This is a genomic window from Candidatus Berkiella cookevillensis (assembly GCF_001431315.2).
Lineage (GTDB): Bacteria > Pseudomonadota > Gammaproteobacteria > Berkiellales > Berkiellaceae > Berkiella_A > Berkiella_A cookevillensis.
Window position 1 is genome coordinate 1,979,760 of the sequence record NZ_LKHV02000001.1, and the last position, 20,234, is coordinate 1,999,993.

Sequence of the window (20,234 nt, forward strand, 5' to 3'; positions counted from 1 at the left end):
TTAGGCAAATGATAGTGGCTAGTTATTGACACTTATTCTCATCGTAAAAAGACACACCCTTAATTTGTTGGTACTCTAACATGTGATCAATCAAATAACAATAAAGCCGAATCACTTAATGCTAATATGACTCAATTTTTCTTCATATCATGACTTTTATATTTTGTTGTATATTCACTATATGAGAGATCTTAAGATTTATTGCACAATAATTTAAATATGCTCAAAAGTAGAACTGGACACAGATTCTTTGAGTCGCGCAGTTTACACAGATGCAAATGAGTAGCACAAAAAGACCTGCAACGAAGGCTCAAAATGAAAAATAGATTAGCCATTCCATGGCTATAAAGTACTTAAACGAAAGGTTTAAAAGTAGTAAAAAAGAAGATTGGTGTCATATCAATCAATTTTTAAAGGCTCTGCCAAATAAACGCTCACGCGCATCCCAACTATGCAAACAACCTTCAGGATCACGTTCATAGTTTATCGGTAAAACACCATCAGTGTCACAACTTGTTTGAGAGCAGTCAAGTGCGGAGGTGACAGAGCTAGATGCTACGAATGAGCTTAATAATGGTGTGTAACTAGGTACTGGGATAGGCGTTGCCATCTTTAAAGATTCTTCATGTTGACGAGTAATTCTCTCAATAATACCTTGGACTTTCTTAAAAATTTCTTCGCGTTTGTGATTTAAACGTGAACGAAGATAGTTTGGATCATCTAACATCGCCATATCTTGAAGTATCCCAGGATTAAAGCACTCAAAACCAACTCTTGAAATGCCTTTACTGCTTACATCTTCTAGCACTTCTGGCGTATCATCCAACATAAGGCAATTTTCTAACGCAATGTTATAACGCGTCGCTAAATCTATAATGTGTTTTGATTTAGGGGCCAGTGCCTCAATAATAAAATGCGGTACCAAAGCTTTGTTCAAAACCTCTACTTGCTCATTAGCTTCCAAGCATTCATATTGAAGGTTACCAGCCACTCTTGTTAAACAATAGCCTTTATCCCCTGTCGTTGGATACATGAATGGACCTGAAGAAGTGTTTGCTTGTAAAAATGGCGCAAATGCAATAGCTGCAACTTCGCAAATATCATCAAAATTAGGTTTATTTGTTACCACAGCAAACAACATCTCAATCCCTTGTGATTGTGCACCATGAAAGATACGCTTATAGAGATCTAGCCAAAATCCTTCGGAACCCATCCATGTTGCTTCAGCTTTATTGCTATTAAAATGCGTATAATCTAAATCCGCAACAATGAGAAATTTTTTGCTTGGGCCATAACTTGCCATAAGAATCAGTACCTTAAAGAAATAAAAAATTAGTCAGTTAATAAATCAACTAACATGAGGCTGACAATTATTATAGATTTGGCACATATTTGCAACTCATTGTGCAGAAAATGCTTATTATTGTGCCATAAGAAAAAATTCTAAAATAAGATAAGCGAGAAAAGAAAAAGAGGAAAAAAGAGCGCATTCAATATGAATACGCTCTTTTTTAATTAGGCACTGTGCGCAATAATTGCCAACATTAACAAAGCCACAATGTTGATAATTTTAATCATTGGATTGACAGCAGGACCTGCCGTATCTTTGTAAGGATCGCCAACGGTATCGCCGGTTACAGCCGCTTTATGTGCATTTGAACCTTTTCCACCAAAATGACCATCTTCAATGTATTTTTTGGCATTATCCCAAGCACCACCACCTGAGGTCATGGAAATAGCAACAAATAATCCTGTCACAATCGTACCCAACAGCATCGCCCCTAAGGTTGTGAAAGCTGCTTCTTTACCAGCAACAAAATTAATCATGAGCCAAAGTACAACAGGTGCTAATACAGGCAATAATGAAGGCAGAATCATTTCTTTGATTGCGCTTTTGGTTAACATATCAACAGCACGCCCATATTCGGGTTTTGCAGTCCCCTCCATGATGCCTTTGATATCGCGAAATTGTCGACGCACTTCTACCACAACTTGACCACCTGCACGCCCAACGGCCATCATACCCATTGCGCCAAACAGATAAGGCAACAAACCACCAACAAACAATCCAACCACAACAAACGGATCGCTTAAGCTAAATTGAACGTTCAAATTGGGGAAATAGTAAATCAAATCTTCAGTGTAAGCCGCAAATAAAACCAACGCAGCCAAACCTGCTGAACCAATTGCATAACCTTTTGTAACTGCTTTGGTTGTATTTCCAACTGCATCTAAAGCATCTGTGACAACGCGAACATCTGCCGGAAGTTCAGACATCTCAGCAATACCACCCGCATTATCGGTAATAGGGCCATAAGCATCTAAAGCAACAACCATCCCAGCCAGTGCTAACATTGCTGTTGCAGCAATAGCAACACCAAATAATCCCGCATTTAAAAAAGAAATTAAAATACCGACACAAATAACAATAACAGGCAAAGCACAAGCTTCCATCGAAATCGCTAAGCCTTGAATGATATTCGTTGCATGACCTGTTTCAGAAGCGGCTGCCACACTTTTGACTGGACGATAACGTGTTGACGTATAATATTCAGTGATCCAAACAATGAAACCTGTGACGCCAAGCCCAGTTAAGGCACAAATTAATAACTTCAAACCTGTGACAGAACCTTTACTCAGGACAATTTCTTTGTCAAAACCCAAGAGGTAATAAGTTGCTCCGACAATCAAAGCACCAGAGATCAGGGTACAAACAATAAGACCTTTATATAAAGCGCCCATTATATTTTGCGCACTACCAAGTTTAACTGCAAAAGTACCCAAAATAGAACCAATAATACAAACGCCGCCAATTAGAAGCGGATACATCATTAAAGTTTCAGTTTGTTGACCTGTTGCGAAAATAGCAGATAAAACCATCGTAGCAACAATCGTAACAACATAGGTTTCAAACAAATCGGCAGCCATACCCGCACAATCTCCGACATTGTCTCCTACGTTATCAGCAATAACAGCAGGGTTACGAGGATCATCTTCAGGAATACCTGCTTCAATTTTTCCAACCAAGTCTGCTCCTACGTCAGCACCTTTCGTAAAGATACCACCACCTAATCTAGCAAAAATGGAAATCAATGAAGCACCAAAACTGAGCGCAATTAAAGCCTCCAGCATAGGTCTTTGTTCAAGTCCTGCTTGCTTTAAAAACAAATAATAACCTGTCACACCTAAAAGACCTAAACCAACAACGAGCATGCCCGTTATTGCACCACCTTTAAAAGCAACATCTAAAGCATTTGCTAAACCAGAACGAGCAGCTTCTGCTGTTCGCACATTTGCTCGCACAGATACATTCATGCCAATGTATCCAGCCAGACCTGATAAAACAGCCCCGACAACAAAGCCAACGCCAACATATATGCCTAAAAAATAAGTTAAAAAGGCTGTTACAAAAATACCGACAACACCAATTGCTCTATATTGTCGATTCAAATATGCGCTTGCGCCTTCTTGAATAGCCGCTGCAATTTCAACCATCCTAGCGTTACCCGTTGCAGATGCAAAAACCTGTCGACTTGCATATATCCCATACATAAGTGCTAAACAGGCGCACCCCAAAATAAATCCATTAAGTTCCATTTCTTAAACCTCTTTTGTTATCAAGGTTGCTTATTATTTTTATCCCAAACAGTCTCGAAGATCACTTCGTTGCAAACAAAATGCCAGAACCCCAATAGCGTTGCAAGAAAAAATACAATACAAAAAAATAGCCAGTTTCTAACTCATCCCTATTATGGCTGTCCTGTATAATTAGGTAGGATATCTAAACAATTTTTAGTAAAACTTTGACCTATGCGATGATTTGCGGTAAAAGTACTCTACCTTCCGCATATAATTTTTCGGAGTTATCCTGTGGCCATACTAACAATGTATCGCTCTGCAATAGAATCAAATCTTAATGATCAAGACGAGCTTTTTAAAGAAGCGGAACGTTCAACAAGCAAAGATTCTTTTTTATTGAGTGCCTTAGGGAAAAGTCTTACGCCAGGACTGCGTAACAAAGATCAGGTTTGGGCTGCCGTCAATGAAAAAATTGCACGCGTACAAGGCCTGCTTGACGCAGCAGATCCTGCACAGCAAGCTCAAGATAAAAAGAGAAGAATGGGCTTCTAATCAAAGCCTCTTTAAAAGCAAGCCTATCCACTCAGTGGTTTTAGCATTTAAGATATAGTCACAGCACATGGTTTTTACCCGCAAGGGGCACTGTCGGGTAGGCGTCAAGCCTCGAGCAACCGGAATGTACATAAAAGTACATGAGGATTGCGAGAGGGCGAAGACAACACCCCCGAAAACTCATGTGCGAAGACTATAAAACCACTTAAATAGAGTAGTTACACTAAAACTTCCATTTCAGCGCCAAGCCCCAACCGCTCATCGCCTTAAACTTCCGATTTAACAGCACTTCCGTTACTGTACAAGATATACATAGAACAATAGTTGTAAGAACACATACAAAAATAGTTTACAACACACAATTAAGTTGGTAGAATTTCCAAAAATTAAACAGACTTCCTTTACCCTTGATGGCAGGTACACGAAATGACAAACAAACTTGAACTTGATGATGCACCTACTACGTTATTATTTGATAAGCAGAGTAGAAAGGCAGATAAGCCTAAACAAGCGATTCCAGATCGTATTTATGTTGTACCTTGCGCATTAGCCATGGCTGCACAAACACTGTTAAACAGCCAAGATCCCGCTTACAAGCCCAATATCAACAGCAGACCCCAGTTTTAAAAAAGGGCGCTATAAAAGCGCCTTTTTTAAATTACTCTCTCAGAAAATACATTGACTTTAGAATCCAAAAAACAAGGCAACTCAAATTTTTGCGCTAAGATCATATTTTTGACTTGGCTTATTTCTGGCGACAAATATCTATCCTTGTCAAGAAAAGGAATATGCTGTCTAATACGCGTATAAATTTCATGCAAGGCAGAATTCTGCACTGTTGCTTCTCTTAAATCGATACCTTGACACGCCGCTAACATTTCAATACTAATAATATCCGTGGTATTTTCAATCATTTCTAGCAATCGAAAAGCAGCGCTGGTTGCCATGCTCACATGATCTTCTTGATTGCCTGAGGTTGGAATACTATCAACCCCAATCGGATGCGCATACATTTTATTTTCACTGCTTAAGGCTGCCGCTGTCACATGTGGCATCATAAATCCAGAGTTCAAACCATTTTCTTTGATTAAAAAACTGGGCAGTCCAGACAAAGATTCATCACACAATAAATTAATGCGACGTTCAGATAAATTGGCAATTTCTGCCAATACACAGGCTAGTTGATCTGCAGCAAAAGCAATAGGTTCTGCATGGAAATTACCCCCCGATAAAATCTCCTTCTCTTTTGAAAATATCAGAGGATTATCCGTTACAGCATTGATTTCACATTCAAGAATCTGGGCGATTTGTTGCATCACGCCTAAACAAGCCCCCATTACTTGTGGAACACAACGAATGGAATAAGGATCTTGTACTCGCTTTTTAACAGTACGCTGTAGGCTATCTTCTGTCAAAAACCGTAAAATCTCCGCCACATGCATTTGGCTTGGTAATCTTCTCAGTATTTGTATACGCGCATCTATAGGACTTAGATTCGCATTCACTGCAATGCTGCTGAGTGCAGAAGCACAGAGTGCCGCATCAAATACAATCTGCGCTTGAAATAAGGCAAAACATAAAATAGCCGTTGAAACCTGCGTGCCATTAATAAGTGCTAAACCTTCTTTGGGTTGAAGTTTTAAGGGCTGCAATCCTAATATTTCTAAAGCCTGTATACCCGTGATTCTTGCTTGTTGATACTGAGCCTCTCCCTCTCCAATGAGAAGTAAAGAAAGATGCGCTAAAGGCGCTAAATCACCAGAAGCGCCTACAGAGCCTTTTGCAGGAATAATTGGATAAATATCAGAATTGTATAATTTAGAAAAATAATCAATGAGATCCCACCTTACCCCACTGAATCCTTGCGCCATACAATTTAGCTTCAATATCGTGATTAATTGTGCAATCTCTACTCTCAAAACAGGGCCCGTGCCTACAGCATGTGAGCGAAGCAAATTATGTTGTAAATCAATGAGCTGTTCGGTGGGAATGATCTTATTGGCTAATTTTCCAAACCCTGTATTGATACCATACATGATTTTGCCTTGTGCCAACAGCTCATCAACAACATCTCTTGCCGCTTGTACAGATGGCTGGCAACGAATATCTAAGTCAATCTTTGAGTGTGTTGTCAGTAGTTTTTTAATGTGTGATAAAGTAATATTTCCAGCGCTAAATTTTAAAACATCCATATCTATTTATCCTAATTCTAATGCTTTATTTTTTATGGTAAGGAAGGTAAATCCAGGTGGTTTTCATGTGCGCAATCAATCGCTTCTTTATAACCCGCATCTGCATGACGCATCACCCCCGTGGCAGGATCATTGTGCAAAACGCAACGAATGCGATTTTCGGCATCTTGCGTCCCATCTGCAACGATGACAAAGCCTGCATGTTGAGAAAACCCCATACCCACACCACCACCATGATGCAAGCTTACCCAGCTTGCACCACTTGCACAGTTAAGCAAAGCATTTAAAATCGGCCAATCTGATACGGCATCCGAACCATCCTGCATACTTTCTGTTTCTCGATTTGGGCTTGCAACAGAACCAGAATCCAAGTGATCTCTACCTATCACAATGGGTGCTTTTAATTCACCCCTTTTTACCATCTCATTAAAAGCCAAACCACAAACAAGCCGTTCACCCAACCCTAACCAACAAATACGTGCGGGTAAACCTTGAAAGCTAATTTTCTCGCGTGCTTTATTTAACCATTGATGTAGATGAATTTTATCAGGAAAAAGCTCTTTTACTTTTGCATCTGTTTTATAAATGTCCTCTGGATCGCCCGATAAAGCCACCCAACGAAAAGGACCAATCCCCTTACAAAACAAAGGCCTGATATAAGCAGGTACAAAACCTGGAAAATCAAAGGCATTCAAAACACCTGCGTCCAATGCCATTTGGCGAATATTGTTACCATAATCAAAAGTAGGAATACCTAATGCATGAAAGCCTAGCATTGCTTTTACATGAATAGCCATAGATGCTTTAGCAGCAGCTATCACCTCTTCTGGATGTGACTGTCGCATCGTTTGCCATTTCTCAAGACTCCAATTGAGTGGCACATAACCATTTAAAGGATCGTGTGCACTTGTTTGATCGGTTACCAGAGAGGGTTTAAAATTCTGATTTAAAATTTTAGGATAGATATCCGCAGCATTAGCCAACAAACCGACAGAAGTAGGCTTATTTTTTTCAAGACTTAATTGAATAATCTCTAATGCTTCTTCTAAATTATTTGTCGATGTATCCAGATATTTTTGCGCTAAGCGCTTTTGTATGCGACTAGGATCTACCTCAACAGCCAGCATAGACGCACCTGCCATTACTGCGGCCAAAGGTTGTGCGCCTCCCATGCCTCCCAAGCCGGCTGTTAGCACCCATTTACCAGCTAAGTTACCGTCAAAGTGTTGGCTTGCTGCGCTTATCAATGTTTCATAAGTACCCTGAATAATGCCTTGACTACCAATATAAATCCACGAGCCTGCCGTCATTTGGCCATACATCATTAGGCCTTTTTTATCCAAGGCATTAAATACATCCCACGTTGCCCAATGTGGCACTAAGTTTGAGTTTGCAATCAATACACGGGGCGCATTAGGATGTGTTGTGAAAACACCCACAGGTTTTCCTGATTGAATCAATAAGGATTGATCCTCTTCCAATCGTTTCAGCACTTCTATAATTTTATCAAAAGATGCCCAGTCACGTGCAGCACGCCCAATACCGCCATAAACAATTAAATGCGCTGGATCTTCAGCAACATTTGCATCTAAATTGTTCATCAGCATTCTTAATGCTGCTTCGGTAGTCCAAGATTTTGCGCTCTTTTGTGCGCCTGTGGGTGATTTGATAGAACGAGTATTATCATATCTACTATTTGTCATAAATAATTTCTCCACCATTGATCACGCTTACACAGGGATTTGCACCTATATAATAAGATAATTCGTCTGGATGATTGATATCCCACACCACAAAATCTGCATCAAAGCCAACTTTAATTTGCCCCTTTTTATCCGACCATCCTAAAGCTTGGGCTGCATTTTTTGTTACGGCTTTAAATGCTTCAAAAGGCGTTAACCGAAACAAAACACAAGCCATGTTTAAAGCAGTTAATAATGAAAGACAAGGAGAAGAACCAGGATTGCAATCCGTTGCAATTGCAATAGGAATCTTATATTTTCGTAATAAATCTACAGGCGGCTTTTGCGTTTCTTGCAAATAATAATAAGCACCAGGCAATAAAACAGCAACAGTGTTGCTGTGTGCTAAAATTTGAATACTTACCTCATCAATGTGCTCCAGATGATCCACTGACCATGCCTGAAAACGTCCCGCTAAATGTGCACCTTTGGAGTTTGTGAGCTGATCACTATGCAGTTTAAGATTTAAAGACAAATCCTTTGCCTTAGAAAATAAATTTTCTAACTCTTCTGCATCAAAAGCAATTTTATCGCAGAAAGCATCTACCGCATCTACAAGATTTTCTTTCACTAAATTGGGCAGTACTTCTTCTGTCACATAATCTAAATATGCTTTTTTATCTTTATATTCATGTGGCAAAACATGTGCGCCTAGGAAAGTAGTGGAAATATTTAAAGAAAATAATTTACCAATTTCACGTGCCACACGTAGCATTTTTCGTTCTGTTTGATAATCAAGCCCATACCCAGATTTGATCTCTAAACTGGTAACACCCTGCGCTATAAATTGTTGGATCCGCTTCAGTGATTGTTGCATCAGTTCAGCCTCAGAAAGAGCACGCGTTGCATTTACGGTTGCGTGTATTCCACCGCCTTTTAATAAAATTTCCTCATAAGAAACACCTTGTAGTTTCAAGGCAAATTCATTTGCGCGATTTCCACCATAAACAACATGGGTATGACAATCAATAAGCCCAGGTGTTACCACCCTGCCTTCTACATCATAATATGCAGAATGATTATCAATATATTGTGCTGGCAGATCTTGCACTTCTCCCACCCACACAATGCTTTTATTGTGAGTAACGATAGCACCGCTTTCAATGAACTGATGCTGCGCATCCTCTGTCATCAGAAATATTTTGGCATTTGACCATATCTTGAATGAGGCATTTGGCATATATTATCTACTGTAAATATTAATAAAATTGGCAGCAATTAATGCAGCAAGTTTGGCGGTGATATGATCCTGATCTAAATTTGGCGCATATTCTGCAATATCAAAGGCAACAACTTGTTGGCTATGTGCCAATTTATCAAGTGCAGGCAGTACATGCCAAGGCATCAACCCATGAGGAAAACTTGCACTCACACCTGGAGCAACACTTGCAGAAAATACATCCATACAGACAGTCAAATATATTTTTCTATGTTTGGCAAGAATGGCATCAATGTACAATCCTAATTTTTTAGGTTGCTCATAAATATCATCGCAATGTAAATAATTTACATTCCATACATCTGCTGTCTCATACAACGAGGCCGTATTCGCCTGTTGACGTATACCAATACAATAATAATGAAACGGCAAATTCTGTTGTTGACGTTCTCTTGCAATTTGTAAAAATGCAGTACCTGAATTGGCCTCATTATTTATTTGAGGTCTCATATCGAAATGTGCATCAAAATTAACAATCGCAAAATCCTCATCACGATTGATGTCTTGCAACCCTTGGTAGTGTGCCCAAGCAATTTCATGCCCACCTCCTAACATAAAACTAAAGCCATTTTTTTCATGAATAGATTTTATTTCTTCTGCAACGCGACGCTGAGCTTTTTCCAAATCATCCTCTAGACAAATGATATTTCCTATATCGAAAATTTGAATTTTAGAATCAGATTTAAGGGGATGATAGGGCATATTACCTAATATTTTACGAATAGCATTGGGTGCATCTTTAGCACCAGGTCTACCTTGATTACGCGTCACACCAATATCGGTACAAAATCCTAATATACATAGCGCATGATTCAAATCTTCTACCTGTGAAACAGATTCATTCAGTATCGTTATTTTTTGATATATTCGTTGTGAAGCTTCTGTTTCAATACGGCCTTGCCAATTCAATGCTTCTACTCTTTGAAAATACGGATCAACGTTCAATGCTTATCCTTATCAACAGCTAATAAAATATATGATGACTACACATGATGAATGAAACTCATAACATCTTCTCTGGCCTTTACTAATTCGGCTTCTGAAACAAGATGCTTTAATTTCTTCTGGTATATACCACTCAAACGCGAGCCTTGAGATGCAGCAACTTCTAACCATGCAATGGCATGTGGAATATCTTTTGCAACCCCTACTCCATGCATATAGGCCAAACCAACTTTATATTGAGCACGTGGATGGTTTCTTTGTGCAGCTTTTTCATACCATTTAAAAGCTTGTCGATCGCTTTGTTCTATACCCAAACCTTTTTCATATAAATAGGCTATTCGTAACTGTGCTTCTAAATGTTGATTGTCGGCTGCGGCTTTAAAATGTTGATATGCTTTATGGAAATCTTGCTTTCCCCACTTATTTTTACTATAAAGTGCACCTAATTTGAAATCTGCCTCAATATCTTTTTTATTACTGGCCTGCTCATACCAATATAATGCTTGATTGATATCTGCCTTAACCCCTTTTCCTTGATAATATAAATCAGCAATGGCTATTTGTGCTTGTGTTGAGCCTAATTCTGCCGCTCTTAAATACCAGTATGCTGCTTTTTTAATATCGGGTTTTACAACTTTGCTTCTCATATAGAGTTGCGCAATTTGTAGCTGCGCTTGAACATAGTTTTGTTCAGCAGATAGGCTTAACCATTTAATGGCTGCCGCTCGGCTTTGTGTATCTGTTTTGGATAAATAGTATTCGGCTAAATCAAATTCTGCTTTTGGATTACCTTGACTTGCAAGCTTGATATTTGCACTGATGGAATCATTCGACAATGGTAACTGAGTGATTTGTTTTGCACATAGGATATGATTATTAACTAACATAATTATAAGTAATGCGGATACAATGAATCCCTTCCTATATTTCATTCTTATATTCCCTCAACGTCACCGTTTTAACTTAAACATTCTCTATTAAATAGCTAGTATCCACAACCCACTAAATAATTGCTAAATAATTGGGACATCCACAAGAAAACACACATTATTATTTAGTTAAATACATATTCCAATTAACTATTTTCCAATCTCATTCATCGGAAAATAATTGACATGAGTATATCACCTCAATATAGTCGCCTTCCTAAATAAAACAAAAAATTGGGGGAAACAAATGCCAAGCAATAATCTGCACAATGAAATTTCACCTTCACAATTTGTGAATATCATCAAATCACTTGTACAAGGTAAATACCTTTATCACTATTGGCGTTCAGGTGATGGAGAAATAAGCTACATCCAACTACCAGAAATCGTTTCTACTCATTTCAGAAGATTGGATTTATCTTTGCACTCAAAGAAAATGAGCACTTATTATGACTCAAACCAAGAATTTGATAAATTTGTCGGCCGCTTAGTAAATTCTGCACGAGGAAACTATTGGTCTCCTACTTCAGAAAAAGCACATGCAGAATATTTACTAGGATTTTTGTTACATAACAACTTTTACATACGGCTCAATGAGACTACATTGATAAGCATCGAAGACCTTGTCTATCGCAAATTACCTTCCTATGAAGCAGATTACTTTAAAACTGGCTCTCATTATAGATGGCACACAGTACCTAATAAAAAATATGATTTTCTCTCATCCGAATGGCGAGCACAGCAAAAATATCCAAACATGGACACTGTAAAACAATACTGGCAACAAATTTTAACAGAAAAAGAAAATAAAAAGATTGCAAAAGAGCAGGAAAGGCAAAAGAAAGAACAAGAATATCAACTGCGCCAACAACAATATCAATGGGAATTGCAACATCGCTTTACTCATATTGTACTTGATTTCCGCCTCTTCTCTTATGCGCTAGAAGCTTATATTACGCTCATAGAAAGCCGAGAAGAACACTGCATGCAAGATGGTAACTTGCCTATTGCTTCTACATCGCTTAGAACATTAATATCCCAATTTACGCAATATGCTCGAACCATGGATCCCAACAATCCGCAACATCATCAAATCGTAGCCAATATGCTAGATGCACTCATGATTCATTTGATGAGAGAAGCGAAATACGAATCTACACTGCATGGTGCTTATGCAAAAAGATTGCTAGGCTTCCTCTTGCATCACAACTTTAAAGTAAATGGTTTTGGTAAAACCTATACTATGCAAGAAATTTTTTGGCACAACAGTACTGAGTATGAAAAATCTTTACTCCAATTTAGCCACAGCAATCACCATTTGTTTTTTGCACTACCTGGATGGCAACAAAATCAAAATTATCCCAATAAACCAGAGCTTGAATATGCGTTACATCAATCACACCAAAAACAAGTGCTTGCGCAACAAATGCATCAACCCAATACATTTTTGAGAGCCTACCAACCTATGGCATTGCAAAGCCCGTTCTTACAGCCTGTTCAGCAAAAACCCCTCTATCAATCAACACAGCTCAGATCTATACTAGGCTATTGATTATTCCATTAGAGCAATACTGTAATGCTTTCACATCAACGTATAAAAGGGCTGGTTGCAGCAGTGCATACGCCATTTAGCAAGGATGCTAAGGTACTCAATCTCTCAATGGTTGAAGCACAAGCAGACTATTTAATCCAGCAAGGTATTCATCAGGTATTAGTGGCGGGCACAACAGGCGAAAATTTCAAGCTAACTCAAATAGAAAGACAAAACTTAATTCAAAGCTGGTCAATTTTAAAAAAACCTTCATTCAAGATTTATTTCAATGTGAGCGATCAAAGCGTTCATACGGCTATTGAATTAGCGCTGTTGGCTCAAAGCTTAAAGCTTGATGGCATATTGATTATGCCTCCTACTTATTTTAAAGCAACGACTATTCCTCCACTTGTTGCCATTGTAAAACAGATTGCTGATTCTGTGCCTAATATGCCTTGTTATTATTATCACTATCCACAAAAAACAAATTTTTCCTTTTCATTGCTTGCTATTTTACAAGAAATTGAAAGACAAAAAATTCATAATGTTGTTGGTGCAAAATTTTCTGATACCAATATGTACGACTATATGCAATGTATTCATTATCAGGATAAAAAATATAATATCTTAGCAGGCAATGATAAACAGCTCATCGCTGCTTTGGCGTGTGGTGGCGAAGGATTTATGGGTAGCACTTATAATATCTTGGCTAAACTCATGTCTAAACTCATCTCTGAGTTTAATGCCAATCACATTGAAGCAGCAAGATCTTTGCAATTAACACATCATCAAATTATGGCCTTAGGCGATGCTTTTGGCTCTGATATTATGCTCGAAAAGGAAATTCTAAAACTAAAAGGCATAGATTGTGGCCCTCCGAGACTACCACAGCAGGCTTTAAGCGAAGAAGAACAACAAAGTTTAAAAGTCGCGCTGCGCAAATTTGAGTCATTTATATAATAAAAAATGGCCAAAAGCTTACAAATACATGGGTTGAATACTTACATCAACGCTGATTATAATGCATGTCTATCTTCTAACTATAAACTTAGGTATATCATGCTTAATTCATTTAAATTAATAGATACAAGGCTTCAACAAACAACGTCTAACCAGATGCCACCAAGGCACATGATTGACTCATTTAGAGTAGAAACCCCATACCTGCAAACTGAACCAATGATTCCCAGCAACACAACATCAAGACATATTGGCGTTGCACACCCAATTTATTCTCAAGAACATACTCACGCAATAAGAGCATCAACGCCCCATCAGCAACAGCACTCAACACCGCCAATGAGCCAGAATACTATGCTGCCTTTCAGCTTGCCGAGCATTGGTGAAATACAGAGCACACTGGAAACAGCAAATATACTCTTAAGTCTTTTGACGGACTTCGAACAAACTAAACAAATAAACGCTGATTTAAAGGCACGTTTAGGTCACTCAGAATATAGCCAAAGGCTGTATCATCAACAAAACCAAATATTAATATCAGATAAACAATCTTTATACGCATCTTTGCAAGAAGAAAAAAATAAAAACACAACGCTTCAGGAAGAAAACAAAAATCTTTTTCAGGGGATAAAACATGTCTCTTCACTCAATAACAAATTATCTCATGAAAAACGCCAATTAACCGAGGAAAATGAAACCCATCGAGAAACCATTAATCAGCAAATGCTTCAAATGCGAATGCTTCAAGCCAACAACGAAATCTTGACATTAAATGCAAAAGAACAAGAAAAACAAAACGAAGATCGTATTAAAAACTTGGAAATGCAATTAGCCGCTGCACAAGAAGAAATCTTAAAGCTCAAAAATGCTTCTGCACAACAAAGTGCAGTTACGTCACCAGTATCAGATATCGAAGAGGTAGTGCCTATACTTGTCTTCATGAAAAAATCAGCGCCCCAAAATATTGAAAGCCTAAAAGAAAGATTTTTAAGCTATCAACAACCTAAAGACGAACAACCTAAAGAAAATACGCAAGGCATGCGTCCAAATTTCTAAAGGTAAGCATCAAAAGCAATCTATTCGATGTAACAAAAGAATAGATTGCTCTCCTACACAAACCAATATAAAACCAGACAAATAACCTATTCTTCACAAGACACACATCTAAGATTCTTTGCTATCGCCAAGAAATTTAAAAATATTAGAACTGTCTTTGTTTTTTAAAAAATATATGATAAAAATAGCCATCATTTTTCAAGAATAGCCCACACGGCAATCAAACCAGTTTGAATTTAGGCAAGATACCAAGCGAGCGCAGCCCTAAAAATGCACGCTCTGGAGCATGGCTGGAATGAATGAGCGTAGGCAACGCAGCATTAAATTCAAAATGGGAAAAGTACATGCATCATTCATGCTTATCTAATTTCTTTATTTCCTTTATTTTTCTGTTTATCTACGCATCTAATGCTATTGCACAAGCAACAATAGAAACTTTTGCTTCACCTGAATTGCTTAGACAAGCAGATATCTACTACCAAAAACATATTAAAAATGGCATGAGTGGTGCTTCAACACATCTTGAAGAAATAGAGCGAAAAGTACGTGCTAAACAATCCTTTGATGCTCAAGATTGGTACGGCAGTCGTTATGCTTTGTATCAAGTATTAACTGACAATAGTGCAGATTTCCAATCTTGGTTTTTGTTGTGCAAATCACTGATAGGGCTACAAGAATATGATACTTATCAAAATTATGATGAAGTATTACAAACAGCCTTCATCAAAGCCCATCAAAATGCCCAAACATCTTTAGATAAAGCAGCCCTGTATTGGCTGGCCTCTCAAACTAAATTACAATTTACTCAACTACGTGAAACTGCGCTCAATTTAAGTAGTCAAGCTAATATTGAAGCGCATATTAGCGATTTGATAAAAAATTATCCTGCAGAATTTGCCGCTTATCAACTTGATATTCCCCAACGCACAGATATTGCCAGCGCTTGCCTTACTTGGACTTATCCACTACTTAAAACCAGAAATTTTCATTATGAAGACTATCTTTCCATAACACCTAAAGTAAAAGATCTGGGGGTTATTGCCCGAGGCAAACAACTTTGCGTTGAAGGCTTAAATTTTGGAGAAAATTACACTCTAACACTCAAAGCAGGGTTTCCTGGTGAATCAGGCACTAGCTTACTCAAAAACCAATCTCTTAATCTCTATATTCCGCATCGAAAATCTGCTATCCGCTTTCGGGAAAAGGGTTATATATTAGCAAGTGGCGCACCTCAAATAGTACCCTTGGTTGCAGTCAATGTTTCGGAAGTAAAACTAAAAATTATTCACATTCCAGAGCGCAATATTCAAAGCATTCAAACAAACTGGTTTACCAATCAGCTTTCTAGATGGGATGCTGACAACATCGCAGAAGAAGAAGGTGAAATTGTTTGGCAAGGCACTTATCGCTTTGACAGTGAAACAGACAAAACAGCTATCTCAGGACTCCCTATTGATAAAATGATGGGTAAAAAATTACACGCAGGTGTGTATTTAGTTGAAGCCCGCACAACTGAAGATAGTTACGATCCCGATGAATTTGCATCACAAGCGCTTGTTATTAGTGATATTGGTCTCAGCACTTATCATGGCCCTGATGGTTTGCATGTTTTTGCGCGTTCACTGAGTCATGCAAAAATCTTATCCGATGTGAACATTCGTTTAATTTCACGCAATAATCGTGAGCTTCACACAATTACAACTGACAAAGAAGGTCATGCCGTTTTTACAGCCGAAATACTCAATGGCAAAGGGGGCAACCGACCTGCTTTCTTAACCGCCACCCAGAAAGATCAGCAATTTACAGTGCTTAATTTAAGAGATGAAGCCTTTGATCTCAGCGATAGAGGCACACAAGGCCGCAACCATCAAGGTGCCATAGATGCTTATCTCTTTACAGAACGCGGTATCTATAGACCTGGTGAAACAATCCATCATCTATGCTTACTGCGTGATAATAAAGGCCAAGCGACCGCAAAGCTGCCCATAACGCTTAAAATATTTAGACCCGATGGCGTGATTGCACAAGAATCCCTTTTACAAGATATGGGTAATGGAAGCTATGCATTGGATTATGTTATCAATCATGCAGCACAAACAGGCACATGGACTACCGCTATTTATCTTGATCCAACTAACACTGAACTCGCGCATACTTCCTTTGAGGTAAATGATTTTGTACCACCTCGTATAGAAGTTAAAACTTCTTCTACTTTAAAGAGTATCGTGCCACAACAAAGTAATCGCTTAATGGTCAATGCTCAATATTACTTTGGTGCGCCAGGGGCAAATCTAAAAGTAACGGCTGAATCCAAACTCATTCCTATGTCAGAACCCTTCTCAAAATGGAAAACTTATCACTTTGGCCTAATAGAAGAAGAATGGGTCGCACAAAGATTCAAACATTTAGACACTATAACCGATGAACAAGGAAAAGCTTCGATTATTACTAAAGTGGATCTTGAACCACAAACAAGTCACCCTTTACAGTTAGAAACAACAACTACTGTTTTTGAAATCGGTGGGCGTGGTCAAAGCAGTAAACAGACTACCCTTTTTTGGCATCAGCCCTATATCATTGGCATTGAGCCTCAATTTAAAGACAATTCAACCAGTAGTCATAGCGATGCAAAATTCAATATTATTGCGGTAAATCAAAAAGGTGAATTACAATCGACACAATCATTACGTTATACCCTGTATGAAGAACAGCATGATTATGTTTGGTTTCGTGCCGGTACTCATTGGCAATATGAAGTGGTTGTTCGCGACAATGTCGTTGCCAATGGTACTTTGAAATTAGACAATAAAGCACCTTTGGCATTTACAATGCCTGTTAAATATGGAGCTTATCGCCTTGAAGTCTTAGATGAGAAAACAGGTGTCGCAACCAGCTTTCGTTTTGCAGCAGGCTGGTATTTTTCAGGTGAGACACCAGACAGGCCGGATACACTCGAAGTTAGCTTCTCCGAAGACAATAAAAAAAATGCGAGCAATAAAGCAAATATTTACATTAAAAGCCCCTTTGAAGGTCAACTTTTTGTTGCATGGGCTGGAGATAACTTTAAACCGATATACACAGGGAAAATTGGATCCAAAGGTATAAACCTTGAACTCCCTATTCCCAAAGCATTCCGTGCAACACCTGGCAACTATTTAATTGCGACCGTCTATAGAGGCAGCGATGATAAATCTTCACAAATGCCCAAACGTGCGATTGGTGTTGCCTGGATGTCCAATAAACAATTTAAAGAAAAACACGAAATTGAACTGTCTTTAGAACATCCAGCAGTCGTCAACTCTGCAAAAACAGTTGATATTGTTGTGAAGGCAAGCAAAGCACACAAAAATCTAAACCTTGCTGTCGCACTGGTTGATGAGGGCACACTTTCTTTGACAGATTATAAAACACCTAAGCCATATCAATATTTCTTTTCTCAAAAAAGCTTGAACTATGCATTGCGTGACAGTTATGGTCATTTGATTAATCCATATGGTGCACGCCCAGGCTCTTTCCAAGTGGGAGGTGGGGAGTCCATCTTAAAACGTGCATTGACTCAATTGCCTGCACGTAGCTACAAAGTAGTATCACTTTTTTCAGGTATCATCGAAGCAAAAGAAAATGAGACAATTCATGTTCCCTTTGTCTTACCTGAATATACGGGTAAACTACGTGTTATGGCTGTTGCTTGGGATGAACAAGGTGTAGGACATACACAGAGCAGTCTCTCTGTTCGAGATCCTATCGATGCCTATCTGGTACTCCCTCGTTTCCTTGCACCCCATGACAGTGCAAAAATACCTTTGGTTCTTAAAAATGTGGAAGCACCTGAAGGCGACTATTCACTGACACTTCAATCTGAAAAAGACAAAGTGACTCAGAAAATTCATTTACAAAAAGGGCAAGAACTTCGTATACCATTCACCTTAAAGGCAAATACCACAGGCACAAAAAAAATTGAACTGATCTTAAAAGATTCAAAAGACCTTACTTATAAACGTCAATGGGAATTATCTGTACGACCTACAATACAGCCTGTATCCTTACAAGCATATGGAAAGATTGAAGCAAAATCTTCTCTAAGCCTTGATGAAAAATTACTCAATAATTTCCAAGACAATAATAGCAAACTTTCTTTATCTATTGGTTCTCTACCTGAACTTGGTAGTGCACAACTCATTCAAGATTTGTTGCAATATCCTTATTATTGCCTTGAACAAACCATCAGCCGTTTATTTGCAACTTTGTTAAGCACCAACCCTTCTGATGAAATGATTCAAAAAGGCTTTAACCAGCTGACAACCTTGCAAAAAATTGATGGCTCTTTTTCATTATGGTCTCACAATGGACAAACAGAACCTTGGCTTACGCTCTATGCCGCTGATTTGCTACATAGTATGAAACAAACAGGCCATGCAGTTCCTTTGGCTCTGATACAAAACGTAGATCATTGGATCAAAGAAATGGAACAACGTTCCATGAATCAATCTACAGATATCTCTATTGCTGCCTATGCGCATTATATTCTTGCAAAAGAAAATCAAAGCTCATTACGCACACTACGCTTCTTTGCAGACAGTCATCAGAAAAACATTATACGCCGTCGTGATTTGGCCTTTATCGGTGCTGCGTTTGCACACTATGGTGATGCTCAAAACGCAACACTTTGGTTTGATAAGGCAATCAACGCTGTTGATACTCAACATGGCACTGATTTCTTCAGCTTTGGCTCTGAGCTACGCGATAATGCTATCTTAGTGACTTTAATTGCCGAAACCACTCAGAATAACGAAAAGCTTTATCCCCTCTTACAATCACTGGTAGATAAAGCACGCTTATCACATTTTCTAAGCACGCAAGAAAAAGCTTGGTTGATACGCGCAGATCTTGCCTTAAAAGACGCGCGCAAAAAATATTATCTAAGTCTTAATAATAACCCCTTAGATGGCATACAACCCAACATACTTAACTTTGATTATCAAGCATTAAAGCAAGCACCTATTTTACAAAATACAGGTGACGCACCCGTCTATTATGCGCTCTCTCAGCAAGGGGAACCGATAGATGTCAAAGCGTTACCACAATCGGGTTTTGCATTACAACGTTCTGTCTACACCTTAGAAGGACAATATGCTGATTTAGAGAAAATGAAATCTGGCGATTTGTATATTGTGAAAATCAAAGGTCAACGCAGTAACAATACACTACACCATGTATTACTGGTTGATCTTTTGCCGCCCGGTTTTGAAATTGAGCAGACTACTCTGTCCGATCTCGCAGAACAATTTCCATGGTTAGGAGCAATATCACAAGCAAGCCGTACAGAAAGCCGAGATGATAGGTTTATGGCAGCCTTTGAGTTGGCTAGACAAAATGATTTCACGGTAGCCTATATGGTGCGTGCGGTTAGCGCAGGTACTTTTAATTATCCACCTACTTTTGTAGAGGCCATGTATCAACCACAGTTTTTCGCTTATGGAGAAGCAGAAAAAATACATATTTATTCTGAGTAATATGAATAAAAATATT

Annotated in this window: 13 protein-coding genes; 6 read left to right on the forward strand and 7 right to left on the reverse strand. The window is 38.5% G+C overall.

Annotation, left to right across the window (positions count from 1 at the left end):
* Nucleotides 1-403: 403 nt before the first annotated feature.
* The gene (locus tag CC99x_RS08495) at nucleotides 404-1,303 is read right to left on the reverse strand and encodes a hypothetical protein (protein ID WP_057623983.1); all 900 of its coding nucleotides are present in this window, start codon (nucleotides 1,301-1,303) and stop codon (nucleotides 404-406) included.
* Between the two features lie 212 nt (nucleotides 1,304-1,515).
* Nucleotides 1,516-3,597, reverse strand: coding sequence for a sodium-translocating pyrophosphatase (locus CC99x_RS08500; RefSeq protein WP_057623984.1), 2,082 nt, complete (start codon nucleotides 3,595-3,597; stop codon nucleotides 1,516-1,518).
* Nucleotides 3,598-3,870: 273 nt separating this feature from the next.
* Between CC99x_RS08500 and CC99x_RS08505 the strand changes: the two genes are divergently transcribed.
* Nucleotides 3,871-4,131, forward strand: a complete 261-nt coding sequence (locus CC99x_RS08505; RefSeq protein ID WP_141651877.1) for a hypothetical protein — start codon at nucleotides 3,871-3,873, stop codon at nucleotides 4,129-4,131.
* 426 nt (nucleotides 4,132-4,557) lie between these two features.
* On the forward strand, nucleotides 4,558-4,758 hold the full coding sequence (locus CC99x_RS08510) for a hypothetical protein (protein WP_057623986.1): 201 nt from the start codon (nucleotides 4,558-4,560) through the stop codon (nucleotides 4,756-4,758).
* 26 nt (nucleotides 4,759-4,784) lie between these two features.
* Here CC99x_RS08510 and hutH read toward each other — a convergent pair whose 3' ends face one another.
* Genes hutH through CC99x_RS08535 form a run of 5 tightly spaced genes read right to left on the reverse strand, consistent with a single transcriptional unit; the run spans nucleotide 4,785 to nucleotide 11,161 of the window.
* Complete coding sequence (hutH, locus tag CC99x_RS08515) at nucleotides 4,785-6,323, reverse strand: histidine ammonia-lyase (protein ID WP_077065353.1); 1,539 nt, start codon at nucleotides 6,321-6,323, stop codon at nucleotides 4,785-4,787.
* A 32-nt stretch (nucleotides 6,324-6,355) separates the two neighbouring features.
* Nucleotides 6,356-8,026 (reverse strand): urocanate hydratase, encoded by a 1,671-nt coding sequence (hutU, locus tag CC99x_RS08520; RefSeq protein ID WP_057624040.1) that lies wholly within the window; start codon nucleotides 8,024-8,026, stop codon nucleotides 6,356-6,358.
* A complete protein-coding gene (gene hutI / locus CC99x_RS08525; protein ID WP_057623987.1) occupies nucleotides 8,016-9,245 on the reverse strand; it encodes an imidazolonepropionase in 1,230 nt (409 codons plus the stop codon). Before hutI ends, hutU begins: the two co-directional genes overlap by 11 nt.
* Before the next feature lie 3 nt (nucleotides 9,246-9,248).
* On the reverse strand, nucleotides 9,249-10,229 hold the full coding sequence (hutG, locus tag CC99x_RS08530; RefSeq protein ID WP_057623988.1) for a formimidoylglutamase: 981 nt from the start codon (nucleotides 10,227-10,229) through the stop codon (nucleotides 9,249-9,251).
* A 38-nt stretch (nucleotides 10,230-10,267) separates the two neighbouring features.
* The gene (locus CC99x_RS08535; protein WP_083477299.1) at nucleotides 10,268-11,161 is read right to left on the reverse strand and encodes a tetratricopeptide repeat protein; all 894 of its coding nucleotides are present in this window, start codon (nucleotides 11,159-11,161) and stop codon (nucleotides 10,268-10,270) included.
* Nucleotides 11,162-11,405: 244 nt separating this feature from the next.
* On the opposite strand from CC99x_RS08535, the gene CC99x_RS08540 reads away from it, so the two are divergent.
* The 4 genes from CC99x_RS08540 to CC99x_RS08555 all read left to right on the forward strand — a co-directional run bounded on the left by CC99x_RS08540 (nucleotide 11,406) and on the right by CC99x_RS08555 (nucleotide 20,218).
* On the forward strand, nucleotides 11,406-12,710 hold the full coding sequence (locus CC99x_RS08540) for a hypothetical protein (RefSeq protein WP_057623990.1): 1,305 nt from the start codon (nucleotides 11,406-11,408) through the stop codon (nucleotides 12,708-12,710).
* A 24-nt stretch (nucleotides 12,711-12,734) separates the two neighbouring features.
* Nucleotides 12,735-13,649, forward strand: a complete 915-nt coding sequence (locus CC99x_RS08545) for a dihydrodipicolinate synthase family protein (RefSeq protein ID WP_057623991.1) — start codon at nucleotides 12,735-12,737, stop codon at nucleotides 13,647-13,649.
* Between the two features lie 99 nt (nucleotides 13,650-13,748).
* The gene (locus CC99x_RS08550; RefSeq protein WP_057623992.1) at nucleotides 13,749-14,705 is read left to right on the forward strand and encodes a hypothetical protein; all 957 of its coding nucleotides are present in this window, start codon (nucleotides 13,749-13,751) and stop codon (nucleotides 14,703-14,705) included.
* Between the two features lie 299 nt (nucleotides 14,706-15,004).
* Nucleotides 15,005-20,218 (forward strand): alpha-2-macroglobulin family protein, encoded by a 5,214-nt coding sequence (locus tag CC99x_RS08555; protein WP_083477300.1) that lies wholly within the window; start codon nucleotides 15,005-15,007, stop codon nucleotides 20,216-20,218.
* The last annotated feature ends 16 nt before the right edge of the window (nucleotides 20,219-20,234 follow it).

Bases quoted from the DNA above. Each gene is read 5' to 3' on its own strand.
- CC99x_RS08495 (WP_057623983.1), bottom strand. From the start codon at position 1,303: ATGGCAAGTTATGGCCCAAGCAAAAAATTTCTCATTGTTGCGGATTTA.
- CC99x_RS08500 (WP_057623984.1), bottom strand. From the start codon at position 3,597: ATGGAACTTAATGGATTTATTTTGGGGTGCGCCTGTTTAGCACTTATG.
- CC99x_RS08510 (WP_057623986.1), top strand. From the start codon at position 4,558: ATGACAAACAAACTTGAACTTGATGATGCACCTACTACGTTATTATTT.
- hutH (WP_077065353.1), bottom strand. From the start codon at position 6,323: ATGGATGTTTTAAAATTTAGCGCTGGAAATATTACTTTATCACACATT.
- hutU (WP_057624040.1), bottom strand. From the start codon at position 8,026: ATGACAAATAGTAGATATGATAATACTCGTTCTATCAAATCACCCACA.
- hutI (WP_057623987.1), bottom strand. From the start codon at position 9,245: ATGCCAAATGCCTCATTCAAGATATGGTCAAATGCCAAAATATTTCTG.
- CC99x_RS08535 (WP_083477299.1), bottom strand. From the start codon at position 11,161: ATGAAATATAGGAAGGGATTCATTGTATCCGCATTACTTATAATTATG.
- CC99x_RS08540 (WP_057623990.1), top strand. From the start codon at position 11,406: ATGCCAAGCAATAATCTGCACAATGAAATTTCACCTTCACAATTTGTG.
- CC99x_RS08545 (WP_057623991.1), top strand. From the start codon at position 12,735: ATGCTTTCACATCAACGTATAAAAGGGCTGGTTGCAGCAGTGCATACG.
- CC99x_RS08550 (WP_057623992.1), top strand. From the start codon at position 13,749: ATGCTTAATTCATTTAAATTAATAGATACAAGGCTTCAACAAACAACG.
- CC99x_RS08555 (WP_083477300.1), top strand. From the start codon at position 15,005: ATGAGCGTAGGCAACGCAGCATTAAATTCAAAATGGGAAAAGTACATG.